This is a genomic window from Methanothrix sp. (assembly GCF_016706325.1).
Lineage (GTDB): Archaea > Halobacteriota > Methanosarcinia > Methanotrichales > Methanotrichaceae > Methanothrix.
Genome location: NZ_JADJJX010000001.1, coordinates 1,450,044 through 1,468,156, shown reverse-complemented (window position 1 = coordinate 1,468,156; position 18,113 = coordinate 1,450,044). Strand labels below are relative to the sequence as shown.

The following is an 18,113-nucleotide window of genomic DNA, read 5'->3' as shown; positions in this document are numbered from 1 at the left end:
TCTGTATCATCTCCACCTTCAGATTCTTACAGATAGTAGGGATATTCTTTTATTTAAGGAGATATTAACCGAAGGCGCAAAGATGAGGCCTACACATATTTTGATCCTCCTGGCGCTGCTCCTTTGCCTTCCTCACCTGGCATCAGGATCGGTGATGATCAATGAGGTGGAGCTGGATTACCTGGAGGACGATGTGGAGGTTCAATGGGTCGAACTATATAATAGCGGTCCGGGAGAGGTGGATGTGAGCGGCTGGGCGATCATTTCCAGAGATGATCTGCCCAGAAAGGAGCTCGTCCCTGATGGAACAGTTATACCACCGGGCGGCTTTTATCAACTGAGCTTCAGCGAGAAGTGGATCAACAATTTTGGTGCCGTCCTCACCCTCTTAAGCGATACCGGTCAGGAGATGGATCGTACCATAAGCCTGTTTGATATCCAGGGTAATAGCTGTGCCTGGGGCAGGTATCCGGATGGAGGGGCTGAATGGCTGTTCATGGAATCCACTCCCGGCGAGGCCAATTCCGGCGTCCCCTGCGAAGAGGAGGAGAGCAAGGCATTGAGGTTCAATATGATTGAGAGAGTCTCTGGCAAAGGCTATGTAAACGTGCATGATCGTGCCGTCGGGCCGGATGGCAGCAGCCTTCTCTCCCATGAGCATGGATCAGGCGACTACCAGGGCGAGAGCTCCATCAAGATGAATCTCAATATGATCACCAATACAAGCAGCATTCAATTGAGGAAGGATGGCCTCTCTATGAACCATGAACAGACTGTCCATGAGCTTCCAGGCAACATGACTGCTGTATATGATTCCAGGTGGGCGGAATCATCGGCCACAGTTGCCGGCAGTAATGAGGGAGAGCACAGCTCAAGGGCAGCTGAGTCGACAACTTATGCCTCATCTGTATCCAAGGACCTCCTGACACGATCTGAATATGGCTCCCTGAAGCTCAACCTCAGCTCTGATTCTGTCGGCAGGACAAATATTGAGTATCATTCAGAGGGGCTGAAGCTCTCTGAGGATTACCTGGGCGCATTTGCAGTGGATGAGATCATCTCTGGAGATGACTACCAGAGAACAGTCAACTCCACCAGCGAACCGGGATATGTGGATGTATATAAGAAGGCCAAAAAGGGCTATTCCACCTACGAGCGGGGAAGCGGAATCTATCAGGCAGAAGAGCTCATCAAGGGAGGAGATCGGGCCCGAAAGGACTTGAGCCTGATCTATCTTCCATCAAGCTATGAATACTCACCCCACTCAGTTATAAACCGCTCTCATAAGTGGGAGGAGGGCCTCAAGCTGAACATCTCCAATAGCCTTTATGCTGAGGAGCATTACAGCAGTCTGGAAAGGATGGATAAAGAGGTTCAGGTAAACTGGCCCAATGTTCTGCAGACATCATCCAACTTCACAGGCAGAGCCAATCTCAAATCTGCCTTCAGGCCGGATAATAACTCCACCAGCCTATCGTTTGTGGAGGACGATTATGTGGGCAGCTATAATATCGAGAGGAAGATCACCATCCTGCCCAAGTATGCCACCCCCCACATGTCCGTGTACAAGAAGGGTCATGTCGACCCCGATCGCTGTGATATCCTCTGGTTCACAGTCACTGTGGTCAATGATGGCAACAGGACCTTCGCCCCGATATACGTCCGGGACACATTCCCCACGGGAACCCGTTTCATAGGCTCATCCATCGAGCCTATAGAGCTGACCAGGAGCTACGGCAACTGGTCAATCCCCTCCCTCGGCTCGGGGGAGTCCGCCTCTATCGATATGCAATTCCAGGTTATCACCCGAAAGGAGAACTATACCAACCGGGCGCGGGCAAACACCATCTATGTTTACAGCACCAAGGGAGCCTTTAAGGAGAGGAACCTCAGGGTGAGCAACAGCACCACACTGGATGTGGATTGGGGAGAATGTGCACCGGAGATATTGCCCCTGGATTTCAGCGCCACCATCTCCCAGAGCGATGAGAGGATTGTGAACTACCGGTTGATACTGAACAACTCCGCCGGCTATAATATGAGCGCCAATGTCACTGCTCTTCTCCCCCAGGGCATGAGCTTCATCAACTCCACCACTGCCACCCTGGAAAACCAGTCGGGAGTGATCAAATGGAATATCAAGAAGCTCGATTCTGGGCGGAGAAGGACGGTCAGCTTCATGGCCCGGGCGGAAAGGGAGGGACTCTTCGAGGTAGATGCCCTGGTTGAAGGCAGGTCCATTGAGGGCAACGATAGCATATCCGCTCGCACCTCTGCCCTCATCAGAGTGGGCAAGGTCCCCAGGGCGAGCAACATTGAATCGCTGCAGTCTATGCAATGGCTGCCCTGCGATGACAGCTCCCTATACCAATCCCTGGCCAGGCTGGAGTCCACCACCAGTTCCAAAGAATTAAAATGCTGTTACTGACATATCGAATCCCCGCATACCGCTATTAGAGGGGATCATCACGATTTTATGAGAAATTTTTTAAAAATAGGGTCTGTGATCGCCATCGAAGTGGATTCCATTTTTTTAAAAATATACCAATTATGATGTAGAATAGATATGAGGAACTGACAACTTTCTTTAAAACCAAGCCATGAACTGAGATTCTTCATTCAACTCATTATCATTAATACTAACAATTTGTAAAGAACTTTATGTCTGAGCAGGTTAAATACAAATAATGACTTTCTACTATTTGGTAAAATTGCGACAATTGTCCATTTACCGGAACGATGAGGGTCGCATCTCTCGAGGAGGATTATGGATAGAGAAAATATGAGCTTGAGTGAAGTGGTTAAGAGCACGTTAAGTCTGCTCTTGGCAATATTCATTGTGGCTTCGATCATCTCTCTCTCAGCAGGAGGGGTTGAAACAGCAACATACTGCGATACGCTTACCTTTGCTGGTAAGGGCTTGAAGGATAATCATACTCTTCCTCTCTTCGATCCAGGCCTGGGCAGACTGGTCGATGTAGGCTTAGCTGTAGATCTTGGAGTTCTTCAGAACTACAGCCTTGAGAATGAGGAGAATGAAGCCCATGAGGTCAGTGCGAAGTCCGAATCTGTGCTTATGATCTCCTTACCAGATGGGAGGTCGATTCCCATCAACGCCTCGAGCGGCATAAACGAGAAGCTTGCAGCATACGACGGTAAGACCGACTTTGCAGGAGCTTCCGGGAAGAGGATCGAGGCTTCTTCAGTGGGCACCTTTCAGGAGAAATATCAGGAACTGTCAGATTTCACGGCCTCATTCCAGAATGAGACCATCTCTCTCCCTGTGGAGATCTCCTTCACAAGCTCGACCTCAGGTAGCCTTGTCTTCAGATTATCTACCTATGCTGAGTCCAAGGTTTATGTGACTTACACCTATGAGCCAGATGGCTCAGGATAAAAGTGAATAAGAAATGAAGATTAATATGATCATATGGGTAATGCTCATAGGGCTGATATTTTGCCAATCGGCATCAGCCGAGAGCTACGCGCCCGATTGTGCTGTATTCATTAATACCAGTACTGATTGGACAAGAACTCAATCCATTGAGAAGTTTGATCCGAGCCTGGGTGTTCTTACAAAAGTGGTTTTAACTGCAGATGCCTGTGCTTCTCAGTCCTTTAAGATTGATAACGAAGACAGTGAAGGACAGTTTTATAAGGTCACATCTAGTGCCAGACTCACTACACCCATGCCCGATGGATCTAACCTGACCATCGATCTCGACTTGGGCTACCGCGAGTTCTATTTGGAAGAGGACTCCGATCCAGGTTATGGGGACTTCGAAGGAGATGACTCCTACAGTTTCTTTGAAAAAAAAGTGTGATGAAATAGTAAAAGAGTTCGATGATCCCGCCGCATTAGCAGCATGGATTGGCGTGGGCAGATTGAACTTTGTTACGAGTACAAAGGGTACTGCAAATATCGATGGCCCTGGCAACTATGATAGCAGAATTCGCACCTTTGGCGAAGAAAAGATCTGTGTTACCTACTATTATGAGCCGTGCGATGATGATAATGCCTGCACCACCGATTCTGTGGTCGACAACAAGTGCGTCCACACTCCAATAACCTGTGATGACAGCAATCCCTGCACTGCTGACAGCTGTGATCCCGCCAAGGGCTGTGTATTCACTCCAATAACCTGTGATGACAAGAACGCCTGCACAGAGGACAGCTGCGATCCAGCCGAGGGATGTGTATTCACTCCAATAGTCTGTGATGACAAGAACGCATGCACAGAGGACAGCTGCAATCCTGATACTGGATGCGTCTACACTCCAATAATCTGCGACGACAAAGATGCATGTACTGTGGACAGCTGCGATCCAGTCGAGGGATGCGTATTCACCCCAATAGACTGCGATGATGGAGATCCGTGCACCATTGATGAATGCGTAGATGGAGAATGCGTCTTCACCCCAATGGACTGCGATGATGGAGATCCGTGCACCATTGATGAATGCGTAGATGGAGAATGCGTCTTCACCCCAATGGACTGCGATGATGGAGATCCGTGCACCATTGACAGTTGCGTAGATGGCGTTTGCGACCACACTCCGATGGTCTGCGATGACGGCGATCCGTGCACCATTGACAGATGCGTAGATGGAGAATGCGTCTTCACTCCGATGGTCTGCGATGACGGCGATCCATGCACCATTGACAGATGCGTAGATGGAGAATGCGTCTTCACTCCGATGGACTGCGATGATGGAGATCCATGCACCATTGACAGATGCGTAGATGGCGTTTGCGACAACACTCCGATGGTCTGCGATGACGGAGATCCATGCACCACTGACGAATGTGTAGATGGAGAATGCATCTTCACTCCGATGGTCTGCGATGACGGCGATCCATGCACCATTGACAGATGCGTAGATGGAGAATGCGTCTTCACCCCGATGGACTGCGATGACGGCGATCCATGCACCATTGATGAATGCGTAGATGGAGAATGCGTCTTCACCCCGATGGACTGCGATGGCGGCGATCCATGCACCATTGACAGATGCGTAGATGGAGAATGCGTCTTCACCCCGATGGACTGCGATGATGGAGATCCGTGCACCATTGATGAATGCGTAGATGGAGAATGCGTCTTCACCCGATGGTCTGCGATGACGGCGATCCGTGCACCATTGATGAATGCGTAGATGGAGAATGCGTCTTCACTCCGATGGTCTGCGATGACGGCGATCCGTGCACCATTGATGAATGCGTAGATGGCGTTTGCGACCACACTCCGATGGTCTGCGATGACGGCGATCCGTGCACCATTGACAGATGCGTAGATGGAGAATGCGTCTTCACTCCGATGGTCTGCGATGACGGCGATCCATGCACCATTGACAGATGCGTAGATGGAGAATGCGTCTTCACTCCGATGGTCTGCGATGACGGCGATCCGTGCACCATTGACAGATGCGTAGATGGAGAATGCATCTTCACTCCAATGGACTGCGATGACGGCGATCCGTGCACCATTGATGAATGCGTAGATGGAGAATGCGTCTTCACTCCAATGGACTGCGATGACGGCGATCCGTGCACCATTGATGAATGCGTAGATGGAGAATGCGTCTTCACTCCGATGGTCTGCGATGACGGCGATCCGTGCACCATTGACAGATGCGTAGATGGAGAATGCGTCTTCACTCCGATGGTCTGCGATGATGGAGATCCGTGCACCATTGATGAATGCGTAGATGGAGAATGCGTCTTCACCCCAATGGACTGCGATGATGGAGATCCATGCACCATTGACAGTTGCGTAGATGGCGTTTGCGACCACACTCCAATGGTCTGCGATGATGGAGATCCGTGCACCATTGATGAATGCGTAGATGGAGAATGCGTCTTCACTCCAATGGACTGCGATGATGGAGATCCATGCACCATTGACAGATGCGTAGATGGCAAATGCGTCTTCACTCCAATGGACTGCGATGATGGAGATCCATGCACATCCGATGCCTGTGTTGATGGTGTATGTGTTCACACGCCCATAACCAACTGCAACTGTGCCTCCAAATGCCCCTGGTCCATCAGGAATGATTTATACACAGCTTCCTGTACAGAGGTGAAAGAGGTTTCAGCAATTGAGGGTATTTTGGCAAATGATCCTGCAGCAGTCGCGGTGTTGAATCCTGAATCAATAACCATCGATCCCAAGTATGGGACCATTGAGGTTCATGAGGATGGGTCATTCGTCTATGATCCAACCGAGGCTAGAGGCCTTTATAATGGTGCCTATGTGATATTCAAATACAGCGCGACAAATGGGTATTGCGAGGCCAAGAATCAGGGAACTGCCAAGATCCAAGTCCGGTGCAAAAAATAGATGAGGGGTCTAAACCCCTTTTCTTTTTTACAATATATTATTTAAAAAAATTAAAGCTCTTGACCTTTCCGGGCCCCCTCCCTTCAAGCTATGCCGGTCGGATATCAATGAACTTGAGATCTCTACTCACCCGCTATAACCTCTATGGTCACAAAGTCGGAAATGGTCTCGCCTGTGGGATTGAAGTCCTCGTCCAGCATGATCAGCCTGCATTCGATCTCGTAGATACCCACATCTGGCGGGGCCCAATTACTGCACTTGTTAAGCGCACCATTGATAAATGTCCTGACTCTGAAATCACTATTCCCGCCATTATCCACAACTGTGGATCTGATCAGGACTTTCTCTTTTCCTAATTCGTAAACCGCCCCATCCGTGGGAGAGGTTATATGGATATCAATGGCTGACACAACTCCACTGACTGCGAGTAGTGCAATCAAGAACGCTACAAAGGTCCTCATATCTCATCGCCTCAAATTTATCTTAACAGTATCTAATGTACTTACTTATTATAAGTACTTTACGACAGTAACTTAAGTATCTATCAGGGCCATGAGGCTGATACATTCTTGCAGCAGCATCATCTGTAAAATAGCACAAAAAATCTCTCGGCCTGGGAAGCTAATGCAGATATTTAGGAATGAAGATGATATACGGTCTCGTGGTTGATTCTCGGCCCATCTCTCCATTCCATCGATGACTATTCATCAAATCGTCGAGGTGGAGGCTTCTGCAGGAGGATCCTGCCAGCCTCCGCCCCGGACTCCGATCCTGCTTCCGCCCTTGACTCCGCCTCTAGCCAAAATCCAAGCGCCTGCACGCCTCTGCCATCCAGGGCCCTCTGCAAGCTTATGCGAGCTTGTGGCAGCTTATGCGAGCTTGTGCCAGCTTATGCCAGCTCATTCCTTTGAGAACATCGTAGCTGACCGGCTCTCATTCAGTCTCATTGAGCAGAATGAGGGCTCTTTGATGAAACCACAGCAGAGAAGCTCCTTCACTGCTTGGGGGCTCCTGGCGTTGGTGGTATTGGTGGCGAAGTTGGACTCTTTGACGATCTCATTGTTCATGAGCATAGTGGGCGAGCCGGTGATCTTGAACTCACCCGCCAGCTCGAAGTCCTCCCGGGCATAGGCCAGGCCGCGGGAGGATGTATTGGTGCAGGCGTTCAGCTCATTCACATCTATCTGGGCCGATGTGAGGCATTCTGCCGTCTTTCCCTCCTTCATGTAGCAGCGCAGGTAGTCCCAGTACCTCTCCGGCTGCTCCTCCCGGATGCAGATCTGGAGGAGGTTCTCCTGGGCCTCCACCTCGCCGTGCATGGCCCTTATGGTGTTATTCTTCTCGTCCACCGAGCCGATATACCTCACCTTCAGGTATCTGTCCGTCTCCCCGGATTCCATGATTATATCAGCCATGATCCGCTGCATCTGCAGACCGAAGGGGCATCTTGATACCACGAAGGCCTGCAGGAGCGGCTGCTCGGATTTGCTCATATTGGCGCAGACCTGCTGGGGGGTCGGCTTGGGCGGGGGCGGAGGAAGGACTACTTTGCTGGTGTTCAGGCCGGGCTGGATCTTTTTGAGCTGTGCGAGGACAACCTCCTTCTTCTTGGCCCCTACCACCTTTCCTGCCAGCTCGCCGTCCTTGAATATGAGCATGGTGGGCACACTGGTGATGTTATACCTGGCTTTTGTCTCCGGATTGGCCCTGGTATCGATCAGGCCGAAGGCCACCTGGCTTTGAAGCTCCCGGGCCAGCTCCTCGATGGTTACATTGATCTGCCTGCAGAAGGCACATGTTTCCCTGAATGCCACTACCGCCATCACTGGCTGGTACTGGGATATCGCCGCGCCGATGGACTCATCGGTGATCAGCATAGCCTGGTGGGGGTTTTTCGATCCCGGCTTGATCAGGGGAATTGCCTTCCCCGGGGCCTTCTCTCCGGCGGGTTCAAGTGGGTCGGGCTTTGTGATGGACTTTTCCGCAGGCTTTGTGGGGGCCTTTGATTCCTCTCCCCCTCCCTCTCTCTCCGCCTCTCTCTCTGCTCCTCTCTCTGCCCCTCTCTCTGCCTCTGTCTCTGCCTCTGCCTCAAGATCCGCCTCAAGATCCGCTGGCGGAAGCTTTACCCGGTCGCAGTTCAGGGCCGGCTCTATATTCTGCAGCTCTGCCAGAAGATCTGATTTGCTGATGTTGCCCCTCATCCTGCTGATCAGAACGCCATCATTGAAGATGAGAAGAGTGGGATAAGAGGAGATCTTATAATCCTTGACTGCCCTGCTGTTCTCTTTATTCTTGGCATTCATCCTGCCGAACTGGACCTGCCCTCCCAGCTCTTCTGATAGCTCTGAGGTGGTATTGTTAAGGAATCGGCAGGGCCCGCATCCTGGATAGTAGAAATCAAGGACGAAGAGGGTGCTGCTATTCAGGGCTTGAGAGATGCTCTCGCCGCTGAGCTCAAGCAGAGCAGCCGGCCGGCTGGAGGCGGAGATGGCATTCATCGGGCTTCCTTGATCTGCTGGGATGAACCTTAACACAGTGGCAGACATCACCAGCAGGCTGATGATGACAATTATGGCGATCTTATAGCTCTTCTCAAGAGGCATGAGTCTGTTAATTGGCATTTCGGTTATATTAGCATATCTGGTGCTTTGGGCTGGGTCAGGACAGATTGAAATTTATATTGCTCTCCCATGACAGGTGGTGTACGCTAGCTATTAATCAAAAGAAGTGATCTATGCTTTTGCCTATCGCGCCAAAGCCATTTCCTTGGATCATGAATAATCCAAGCCCCCCATCTCATTGGCGATGATCATAATCCGTCTTGTGATACTGGATGGACATGTCATACTACTTTTCCCGACGATTGATTCTCATCCCCCGCATAGAACCCTTAAAAGATCATATGACCGATCCAAGAGATAGAGTACGTATTTGTCATAAGATCCGGTTATAATTTCATTTATTACTTACAATATGTGCTTCTACCTTTATGAATTGGAAGATAGGTAGTTAAACCATTTATCGATCACCTGGAAAATTCACACCCAGGGGGTCAGGCGGAGGAATTTGTTAAAAAATTTTTGATGTAGGAGATGAAAAAGAGATGAGAGATAAGATTAGACTGAGAGGGGATTCAAAGCACACCGGTTTGAAGCCTCCTCTTGAAAGGAATAAAAGATATTTATGGACATCTTTAGCCGCCATTTTCATCTTTCTGGCTGCCGTTTGCCTTCTGTCCATCGGCCCGGCGATGGGACAGGATATAGCGGCCAGCTCGTCTGGTATCTGGACAAAAGTGAGTGGTGGCTCAGGTGTTATAGGAACGGGAACCGAAGAGGTTCGCTGGGGCAACCCAAGTATGGGTCAAAAGAGCGGATTGCGCTTTGATGGGCAGTCTGTCGCCTCTTCTTTCGGGCAGGAGTTCTGTCTGGGAAAGCTCACCCACTTCAACTGGCCAATCCTGAGCAATTCGGCGGCCAATGGAGCCACTCTGAAGATCCAGATGGAATTCACCAACCCGGCATTGGGCTCTGTCTACTTCACCTATGATATGGGCATCGACGAGACGCCCAACACTGGAACATGCGACGAATGCCAATATGAGCCATGCACTAAACCCTGTCCGGACAAGATATCCTGGCCATCAGTTCCCCCAGCAGATCAGAGCTTTGAGCTCAACGGCGACACATATACCCTGCAGATAGTGGGCATCAAGGATTCATGCTCAGGCGGAAAGCTGTTGCCGGACTTCGTAACTCAAGAAGAGGAGGATAACGCTGGATATCTTATTGGAAGAATCGTTCTCACCAGCAGGCCGGATGCAATCGACGACGAATACGAGACGAAAACGAATGTGCCCTTAACTGTGACTGCTCCCGGTGTGCTTGAAAATGATTTTGATAGGGGCGGATTGCCGCTAACAGTCACTGAGTACACCCAGCCCGCCAATGGCCAGGTCGAAATCAATAATGATGGATCTTTTACCTACACTCCAAATCAGGACTTCTGCGGCAAAGATACCTTCACCTATACCATAACGAATGGCAAGCCGGGCAAGTTTGATACAGCCACAGTCACGATCATAGTGGTCTGCGATGATGGCGATCCGTGCACCATTGACGAATGCGTAGATAATGTATGCATTCACACACCAGTAAACTGCGATGATGGCAACCCCTGCACAGACGATAGCTGCGACCCAGCCACAGGCAATTGCGTCCATACCGCTAACGACAATAATGCCTGCTCAGATGGGGACCCCTGCACAGAGGACTTCTGTTTTGAAGGGGAGTGCGTATCCTCAGCCATCAACTACGATGATGAAGATATCTGTAATGGTCTGGAAGCCTGCGATCCAAAGACAGGCGAGATGATATACATTGAGCCGCCTCTGAACTGTGATGACGGCATATTCTGCAATGGCGCTGAGACCTGTGATCCGGTTAAAGGCTGTCAGCCCGGCACGCCGCCCGACTGCAATGATGGCATCGACTGTACCATAGACTTCTGCAATGAGGAGACCGACAAGTGCGAGAACAATCCTGACGACGACTTCTGCGATGACGGCATATTCTGCAATGGCGCTGAGACCTGTGATCCGGTTAAAGGCTGTCAGCCCGGCACGCCGCCCGACTGCAATGATGGCATCGACTGTACCATAGACTTCTGCAATGAGGAGACCGACAAGTGCGAGAACAATCCTGACGACGACTTCTGCGATGACGGCATATTCTGCAATGGCGCTGAGACCTGTGATCCAGCCAAGGGCTGTATACCAGGCACGCCGCCCGACTGCAATGATGGCATCGACTGTACCATAGACTTCTGCAATGAGGAGACCGACAAGTGCGAGAACAATCCTGACGACGACTTCTGCGATGACGGCAAATTCTGCAATGGCGCTGAGACCTGCGACCCGGTTGAAGGTTGTATGCCAGGCACGCCGCCCGACTGCATTGACGGCATCGAGTGTACCATAGACTTCTGCAATGAGGAAACCGACACGTGTGAGCACCGTGCTAATGACAGCAAGTGCGACGACGGCATATTCTGCAATGGCGCTGAGACCTGCGACCCGGTTGAAGGTTGTATGCCCGGCACGCCACCTGACTGCAGTGACGGCATCGACTGTACCATAGACACATGCAACGAGGAGACCGACACGTGTGCGCTGAGACCTGTGACCCGGTTGAAGGTTGTATGCCAGGCACGCCACCTGACTGCAATGACGGTATCGACTGTACCATAGACACATGCAATGAGGAGACCGACAGGTGCGATCGCAATCCTGATGACGACTTCTGCGACGACGGCAAATTCTGCAATGGTGCTGAGACCTGTGATCCAGCCAAGGGCTGTATACCAGGCACGCCACCTGACTGCAATGACGGCATCGACTGTACCATAGACACATGCAATGAGGAGACCGACAGGTGCGAGAACAATCCTGATGACGACTTCTGCGATGACAGCATATTCTGCAATGGTGCTGAGACCTGTGATCCAGCCAAGGGCTGTATACCAGGCACGCCACCTGACTGCAATGACGGCATCGACTGTACCATAGACACATGCAATGAGGAGACCGACAGGTGCGAGAACAATCCTGATGACGACTTCTGCGACGACGGCAAATTCTGCAATGGCGCTGAGACCTGTGATCCAGCCAAGGGCTGTATACCAGGCACGCCACCTGACTGCAGTGACGGCATCGAGTGTACCATAGACTTCTGCAATGAGGAGACCGACAGGTGCGAGAACAATCCTGATGACGACTTCTGCGACGACGGCAAATTCTGCAATGGCGCTGAGACCTGTGATCCAGCCAAGGGCTGTATACCAGGCACGCCACCTGACTGCAATGACGGCATCGACTGTACCATAGACACATGCAATGAGGAGACCGACAGGTGCGAGAACAATCCTGATGACGACTTCTGCGATGACGGCATATTCTGCAATGGTGCTGAGACCTGTGATCCAGCCAAGGGCTGTATGCCAGGCACGCCACCTGACTGCAGTGACGGCATCGACTGTACCATAGACTTCTGCAATGAGGAGACCGACAGGTGCGAGAACAATCCTGATGACGACTTCTGCGATGACGGCATATTCTGCAATGGTGCTGAGACCTGTGATCCAGCCAAGGGCTGTATGCCAGGCACGCCACCTGACTGCAGTGACGGCATCGACTGTACCATAGACTTCTGCAATGAGGAGACCGACAGGTGCGAGAACAGTCCTGATGACAGCAAGTGCGACGACGATGATGCATGCACTATCGACTCCTGCGATCCACTGACCGGATGCACCTATGAGGACGTGGACTGTGATGACGACGATGCATGCACTATCGACTCCTGCGATCCACTGACCGGATGCACCTATGAGGACGTGGACTGCGATGACGGCGATCCATGCACTGAGGATTCATGCGATCCTGCTATAGGATGCATCCACATCCCAATAATTCCGGAGGCAGTTGATGACTCATACGGCGCGATCTATGGCAAGACCCTGACCGTTTCTGCTGGCGAGGGAGTTCTGGTGAACGATGTGTACGATGGCAGCGGCACGATGACCGCCACTTTAGTGACCGGCCCAAGCTCAGGCACTCTATCCCTTAATGCCGACGGCTCTTTCACCTACAAGCCCAAGACCGGCTTCATGGGCACAGTCACCTTTACCTATGAAGCCTGTGACGGCAACTGCTGCTCCGATCCAGCAACAGTGACCATCATCGTCGCCAAATGCCCGTGGACCCTCAGGAACGATATGTATTCTGCAAAATGCGGAGAGGACAAGGTTGTTCCAGCCAGCCAGGGAATCCTGGCGAATGATCCCACTGCAATCGCTGTCATAGACCCAGAATCCATCACCATAGACCCGGTCTATGGCACCATAGAAGTGAATGAGGACGGATCCTTCGTCTACCATGCAGCAGAGGTGATCTCCTCAGGCACCTATGTGCAGTTTACGTACACGGCAACCAATGGTGTCTGCCCGGCCTCTAATTTGGCAACCGCCAAGATACAGATAATCTGCCCGTGCAGATAGAGAGGACTCCTCATCCTCTCTCTTTTTTATGAGGGCATTCTCCCGAGAATGAGGCTGACATAACGCCTCGAATTCAGTCTGAGATCTCCTTTTTCGCCTGAGGGGCATCGATCTGGAGGATGGAATTTATCTCATTGAGCTCCTTTAGCATCTCTTCCCCTGCAGGGGTGAGCTTATAGAGCCTATCCGCCCTCTCCAAGTATCCCTTCTCAGTCAGCCATTTGAGATACGCGCCAGCATTCTTGAAGTTGAGGTTGACCTGGTAGACTATGCGCGTCTTGCTCGATCCCTCCCCTCTGCAGATCCCCAGAATGCTGCCCAGCACCTCCAACCTGGTTCGGCGTGCCATATACCTTCCTCTTAAAAAATATTTAAGAGTACTTGTTTTTCGGTGCTGATAAATCTTTCGTAAAATAAAACCATTTGTCAGGTCAATGGCGCAATGAAGCAGAAATCCTGCCGTCCAGAGCCTCTGCCTCCTCTCGCAGCCCGAGGTCCTCAGTTGCCATCATCTTTGCCAGATCTCTACGCAGAGGGCCAAGGGCCAGATGGGCCTCTGCCCCTCCACCGGCGGCATATGCCATCTCCACCAACCCCTCCAGACGCTTCAACCTCTGCATCATGCCATCCGGTCTGGTCAAGAGGTCGGAAAGCTCCTTCAGTGCTCTGGCCACCTCCCTTCCCCTGTCGGTCAGCTCCAGGTATCTGATCCTTCCCTCCGGCCGGGAGACGATCAGCCCCTGCCCCTCCAGCTCGCCCAGGATGCTGGAGGTATGGGGAAAGGTGGAGTCTATGTGCTTGGCGATCTGGGCGGCATAGACCGGCTCCATCTCCCTCAATGCCAGAAGGGCCAAGGACGGCTTCTCCCTGAGGAAGAGCCGCTGCAATGGGTCCCTCATGCTCTGGTTCTTGATCGAGTTCTCAGTCGGCAATGCTGTTGGCTTCCAGTGCTGTTATTGAGATCCCAGTGCTGTTATTGAGATCTCAGCACTGTTATCGGCTCTCCTTATCTTTGCCCCTGCGAGCTGTCCTCTGCCCGGATCTGTATGGGCCGGATAACTGGGGCCTCAAGGGCCTCCGCCGGCGGATCGATGCCCACCTGCTTGTCGAAGTCGTAGTACACATCACTCGTCTCTATGCGGACATCGATCGCTCCCATCCCTATCGATTCATTGAACATGGTCATCTGGCTGGTATTGATATCCAGAGCGCCCACAATAGACGGGGTCACAGTGAAGCTCATCAGACTATGATACTTAACCGGAAGATATGTGCTCTTGGAGATCCAGATGCTCTTCTCTATCTTGCCGGTCTCATTCAGCTCCGCTCTATCGATTTGTGGCATAAACATGGGATAAGAGACCATATTTGCGGCCAGGTTGAAGGCGGTATTGTAAAGGGCCTCATCATCTGATTCTCCCGTTATGATCCGCAGCTTATAGGCATCTGTATCATCGATCTTCTCCGAGCCTGCCATCTCCACCGGCGAGAGATTGAAGGTCTCGGCCATGGCCTTCACCTGGTTGTTATTGCCCCCGCCCCAGATCTCCTCTGTCGTCCTCGGATCCTGCAGGTGGGTCCAGTTGCCGCTCTCATCCATTATATATGTCGAGTTGCCCATCTGATAGACATCTGCTTTAGTGGTGGTGATGTTGCTGTCCAGTCCCGGTTGCTTTACCTCAATGGAAGTTGATCCCTTGGCATGAGCCTTATGCTCGACCAGGCTGACAATGGCGGTGGTCTCGGCGCTCTCTGTGATGGTAGTGGCATTCTCAGAAGTGGCATTCTCCCCAGCGGCATTGAGCGTCCTGACGCGGGTCATAGTGCTCTGCAGGCTGTAGCCGGTAAGGTTATCTGCTGCAGAGAGGGAGAGGGTCTTAAGCTCATCTATGCTCTTTTCCGGCTTATCCTGACTTTCCATACAGCCGGATATGAGCAGGGCTGCCAGTATCAGAATTATCATCAGCAATCTCTTCATATCATCATCTCTTCTCAAATTACGGCAAATCAGATCTCATCTTATAGGCTTGAACTTTTCTCCTGTGATCATCTCAAAGAGCTTGATGTAGATCCGGCTGGTCTCTTCCACCACATCGTCTGGAAGAGAAGGTATTGCAGGCTCTGCCCTCCCCTCTTCTCTGGCCTGATAGAGGCGGTCTTTGTAGCCGGTCTGGCGGTAGTACTGGCGCACATACTCCTTTGACAGATCCACCAGCTCTCCTTCATCATAGCTCTTCTTATCCCAGAATCGATCCTCATCTGCTGTTCCGTAGACGTCGACTACCATTATCTCCCTATCGGCATCGAAGGCCAGCTCCTTTTTGCCATCCACATGGATCAGGCCGCGGCTGGAAACGCTGTGGTTGATATCCTCGTCGATCCTGAGAACGATCTCCCGCGCCTGCTCGTACTCCTGGGAGGAGAGGCCGGATATCGCTAAAGCCTCCTCTTTCTTCAGCAGCCGATCGGTGCTCTCCAGCTTGGTGGAGACCTCCAGGAAGGGCTCAGGCAGAATCTCCCCCGCGCTGATGGAATGCCCGCTGGGGAAGCCCAGATCGCGGGCGGTGATCTCACCCGATCTCACCCGATCCAGAAGGGAGCCTGCCACATACCAGCGGCAGATCCACTCCAGGGGGATGAGATAGTCCCTCGATTGGGGGGTGATTTTGGTAGATGGTATTATCTTCACCCTTTTGCAGAGCATTCCCGTTGGGGGCAGATACTCCAGAAAGTGGCTCTTAATTCCCATCCGGCCCGCCCTCTCAAACCAGTAGACCCCCTCCCGGCAGAGGGTCTCGCCTTTGAAGGGGATGGTGCTGGGGATTATCTTATCAAAGACGGAGATGTTGTCTGTGAACTGGAACTCCAGTCGGTCTCCAAGGTCGTATGCCTCTTTGACCTTGCCTTTCATCAGAAGCTTGCGTTCCATCGCAGTAGATGAGTTCAACAAGAAGATAACACTTTTGCCTTTATGTCTGGCAATAGGGAAAAAAAGGATGATGGGAGAGATCTATTCGAAGTCCTCTCCGCCCATTCCGCCGGGCATTCCTCCCGGTCCGCCCGCCGGCCCGCCGGCCTTGGAGGCGATGACATCATCGATCCTCAGGATCATGACTGCCGCCTCAGCAGCAGAGTTGATGGCCTGGGTCTTGACCCGCAGGGGCTCAACTACGCCCAGCGTCATCATGTCCACAGGAACGCCGGTGTCCATGTCCAGTCCGGAGCTCTTGATACCCTTCTCATGCTGGCTGCGCAGGGCAACCAGGGAGTCTATCTGATCCAGACCGGCGTTCTCGGCCAGGGTCTTGGGTATGGCCTCCATGGAGTCGGCGAAGGCCTCAATGGCCAGCTGCTCTCTGCCTCCGACTGTTGCTGCATACTCCCGGAGGCGGAGGGCCAGCTCTACCTCGGGGGCGCCGCCGCCGGGAACGAGCATCTTGTCCTCTACTACCACCGCCACTACCCGCAGGGCATCCTCCATCGCCCGGTTCAGCTCATCCACCACATGCTCAGTTCCGCCTCTGAGGATGATGGAGACCGACTTGGGGTTCTCGCACTCCTCAACGAAGGTCATCTTCTCGTCGCCTATCTTTCTCTCCTCCACCAGGCCTGCCTTCCCCAGATCCTTCTCAGTCAGGTCGTGGATGCTGGTGACAACCCTGCCCCCAGTGGCGCGGGCCAGCTTCTCCATGTCGCTCTTCTTCACCCGGCGCACAGTGTAGATCCCCTCTTTGGCCAGGAAGTGCTGTGCCAGATCGTCGATGCCCTTCTGGCAGAATACGACATTGGCGCCGGTCTTGATGATATTGTCCACCATGCCCTTGAGCATGCTCTCCTCCTGATCGAGGAAGGCCTGCAACTGATCGGGCGATGTGATCTCTATCTTGGCATCGACCTCGGTCTTCTCTATCTCTATGGCGGCATTGAGCAGGGCGATCTTGGCCCCGGTCACCTTCTTTGGCATATTGGGGTGGAGTCGATCCTTGTCGATGACCATTCCATGTACCAGCTCGGAGTCGGTTATCCCTCCTCCTACCTTCTTCTCCACAGTGATGTTGTCTGTGTCCACTGAGCCATCCTCATCCACCACCGACTTCACAGCTTGCACCGCCAAGGCCGCCAGGCTCTCTCTCGCTGTCCCTGAGCCCTTGCCGGTCATGGAGGTGACGGCGATCTTCTTCAAAAATTCAGCGTCATCGACTGAGACGCTGGTGGAGATGGTCTTCAGGATCTCCATGGATTTGTCTGCTGCCGCCCTGTATCCGGCAGTGATGACTGTGGGATGGATCTCCTGGTCCAGCAGGCCCTCTGCCTGCTTGAGAAGCTCTCCTGCCAGGACCACAGCAGTGGTTGTGCCATCCCCGACCTCGGCATCCTGGGTCTTGGCGATCTCCACCATCATCTTGGCGGCGGGGTGCTCGATGTCCATCTCTTTGAGGATAGTGACACCATCATTGGTTATTACCACATCCCCCAGGTTGTCGACCATCATCTTATCCATGCCTTTGGGTCCCAGGGTGGTTCTCACAGCACCTGCGACTGCCTTGGCGGCCATGATGTTCGACCTCTGTGCCTCACGACCAGCCGTTCTCTGGCTGCCCTCTTTGAGAATAATTATGGGCTGTCCGCCCAGTTGTCCTGCTGCCATTTAATCTCCTCCGTTGCATTAGATCAAAGCGTGATATTCCGTGTTTAAACTTCTATATGAAGGTT

The 18,113-nt window shown here is 52.2% G+C and carries 14 protein-coding genes; 7 read left to right on the top strand and 7 right to left on the bottom strand.

The window, feature by feature from the left end:
* The first annotated feature begins 82 nt into the window (after nucleotides 1-82).
* From IPI63_RS07625 to IPI63_RS07605, 5 genes are all read left to right on the top strand, one after another.
* Complete coding sequence (locus tag IPI63_RS07625) at nucleotides 83-2,428, top strand: lamin tail domain-containing protein (protein ID WP_292477755.1); 2,346 nt, start codon at nucleotides 83-85, stop codon at nucleotides 2,426-2,428.
* Nucleotides 2,429-2,767: 339 nt separating this feature from the next.
* Nucleotides 2,768-3,397: a choice-of-anchor E domain-containing protein gene (locus tag IPI63_RS07620; RefSeq protein ID WP_292477753.1), complete on the top strand. Its 630-nt coding sequence runs from the start codon at nucleotides 2,768-2,770 to the stop codon at nucleotides 3,395-3,397.
* Between the two features lie 13 nt (nucleotides 3,398-3,410).
* Nucleotides 3,411-3,824, top strand: a complete 414-nt coding sequence (locus IPI63_RS07615) for a choice-of-anchor E domain-containing protein (RefSeq protein WP_292477751.1) — start codon at nucleotides 3,411-3,413, stop codon at nucleotides 3,822-3,824.
* A complete protein-coding gene (locus IPI63_RS07610) occupies nucleotides 3,808-5,157 on the top strand; it encodes a choice-of-anchor E domain-containing protein (RefSeq protein ID WP_292477750.1) in 1,350 nt (449 codons plus the stop codon). Before IPI63_RS07615 ends, IPI63_RS07610 begins: the two co-directional genes overlap by 17 nt.
* Entirely contained in the window at nucleotides 5,097-6,344 is a 1,248-nt protein-coding gene (locus tag IPI63_RS07605) for an Ig-like domain-containing protein (RefSeq protein ID WP_292477748.1), read from the top strand. Before IPI63_RS07610 ends, IPI63_RS07605 begins: the two co-directional genes overlap by 61 nt.
* A 122-nt stretch (nucleotides 6,345-6,466) precedes the next feature.
* On the opposite strand, the gene IPI63_RS07600 is transcribed toward IPI63_RS07605, so the two are convergent.
* The gene (locus IPI63_RS07600) at nucleotides 6,467-6,805 is read right to left on the bottom strand and encodes a hypothetical protein (protein WP_214065592.1); all 339 of its coding nucleotides are present in this window, start codon (nucleotides 6,803-6,805) and stop codon (nucleotides 6,467-6,469) included.
* 438 nt (nucleotides 6,806-7,243) lie between these two features.
* A complete protein-coding gene (locus IPI63_RS07595; RefSeq protein WP_292477745.1) occupies nucleotides 7,244-8,947 on the bottom strand; it encodes a thioredoxin family protein in 1,704 nt (567 codons plus the stop codon).
* 500 nt (nucleotides 8,948-9,447) lie between these two features.
* Here IPI63_RS07595 and IPI63_RS07590 point away from each other — a divergent pair, with 500 nt between their 5' ends.
* On the top strand, nucleotides 9,448-11,592 hold the full coding sequence (locus tag IPI63_RS07590; RefSeq protein WP_292477743.1) for a choice-of-anchor K domain-containing protein: 2,145 nt from the start codon (nucleotides 9,448-9,450) through the stop codon (nucleotides 11,590-11,592).
* Nucleotides 11,544-13,400 (top strand): Ig-like domain-containing protein, encoded by a 1,857-nt coding sequence (locus IPI63_RS07585; RefSeq protein WP_292477741.1) that lies wholly within the window; start codon nucleotides 11,544-11,546, stop codon nucleotides 13,398-13,400. The genes IPI63_RS07590 and IPI63_RS07585 overlap by 49 nt, the downstream gene beginning before the upstream one ends.
* Before the next feature lie 73 nt (nucleotides 13,401-13,473).
* Here IPI63_RS07585 and IPI63_RS07580 read toward each other — a convergent pair whose 3' ends face one another.
* From IPI63_RS07580 to thsA, 5 genes are all read right to left on the bottom strand, one after another.
* Nucleotides 13,474-13,749 (bottom strand): winged helix-turn-helix domain-containing protein, encoded by a 276-nt coding sequence (locus IPI63_RS07580; RefSeq protein WP_214080116.1) that lies wholly within the window; start codon nucleotides 13,747-13,749, stop codon nucleotides 13,474-13,476.
* A gap of 82 nt (nucleotides 13,750-13,831) precedes the next feature.
* Nucleotides 13,832-14,287 carry a hypothetical protein gene (locus IPI63_RS07575; protein WP_292477738.1) on the bottom strand — a complete coding sequence of 152 codons (456 nt, stop codon included), beginning with the start codon at nucleotides 14,285-14,287 and terminating at the stop codon, nucleotides 13,832-13,834.
* Between the two features lie 119 nt (nucleotides 14,288-14,406).
* Nucleotides 14,407-15,378: a hypothetical protein gene (locus IPI63_RS07570; RefSeq protein ID WP_292477736.1), complete on the bottom strand. Its 972-nt coding sequence runs from the start codon at nucleotides 15,376-15,378 to the stop codon at nucleotides 14,407-14,409.
* Nucleotides 15,379-15,414: 36 nt separating this feature from the next.
* Nucleotides 15,415-16,329: a phosphoribosylaminoimidazolesuccinocarboxamide synthase gene (locus IPI63_RS07565; RefSeq protein WP_292477735.1), complete on the bottom strand. Its 915-nt coding sequence runs from the start codon at nucleotides 16,327-16,329 to the stop codon at nucleotides 15,415-15,417.
* A gap of 81 nt (nucleotides 16,330-16,410) precedes the next feature.
* Complete coding sequence (thsA, locus tag IPI63_RS07560) at nucleotides 16,411-18,048, bottom strand: thermosome subunit alpha (RefSeq protein ID WP_214065150.1); 1,638 nt, start codon at nucleotides 18,046-18,048, stop codon at nucleotides 16,411-16,413.
* Nucleotides 18,049-18,113 lie beyond the last annotated feature (65 nt).

Excerpts from the sequence above, each read along its gene's own strand:
- IPI63_RS07625 (WP_292477755.1), top strand. The coding sequence starts at position 83 with ATGAGGCCTACACATATTTTGATCCTCCTGGCGCTGCTCCTTTGCCTT.
- IPI63_RS07620 (WP_292477753.1), top strand. The coding sequence starts at position 2,768 with ATGGATAGAGAAAATATGAGCTTGAGTGAAGTGGTTAAGAGCACGTTA.
- IPI63_RS07615 (WP_292477751.1), top strand. The coding sequence starts at position 3,411 with ATGAAGATTAATATGATCATATGGGTAATGCTCATAGGGCTGATATTT.
- IPI63_RS07605 (WP_292477748.1), top strand. The coding sequence starts at position 5,097 with ATGCGTCTTCACCCGATGGTCTGCGATGACGGCGATCCGTGCACCATT.
- IPI63_RS07600 (WP_214065592.1), bottom strand. The coding sequence starts at position 6,805 with ATGAGGACCTTTGTAGCGTTCTTGATTGCACTACTCGCAGTCAGTGGA.
- IPI63_RS07595 (WP_292477745.1), bottom strand. The coding sequence starts at position 8,947 with ATGCCTCTTGAGAAGAGCTATAAGATCGCCATAATTGTCATCATCAGC.
- IPI63_RS07590 (WP_292477743.1), top strand. The coding sequence starts at position 9,448 with ATGAGAGATAAGATTAGACTGAGAGGGGATTCAAAGCACACCGGTTTG.
- IPI63_RS07585 (WP_292477741.1), top strand. The coding sequence starts at position 11,544 with ATGCCAGGCACGCCACCTGACTGCAATGACGGTATCGACTGTACCATA.
- IPI63_RS07580 (WP_214080116.1), bottom strand. The coding sequence starts at position 13,749 with ATGGCACGCCGAACCAGGTTGGAGGTGCTGGGCAGCATTCTGGGGATC.
- IPI63_RS07570 (WP_292477736.1), bottom strand. The coding sequence starts at position 15,378 with ATGAAGAGATTGCTGATGATAATTCTGATACTGGCAGCCCTGCTCATA.
- IPI63_RS07565 (WP_292477735.1), bottom strand. The coding sequence starts at position 16,329 with ATGGAACGCAAGCTTCTGATGAAAGGCAAGGTCAAAGAGGCATACGAC.
- thsA (WP_214065150.1), bottom strand. The coding sequence starts at position 18,048 with ATGGCAGCAGGACAACTGGGCGGACAGCCCATAATTATTCTCAAAGAG.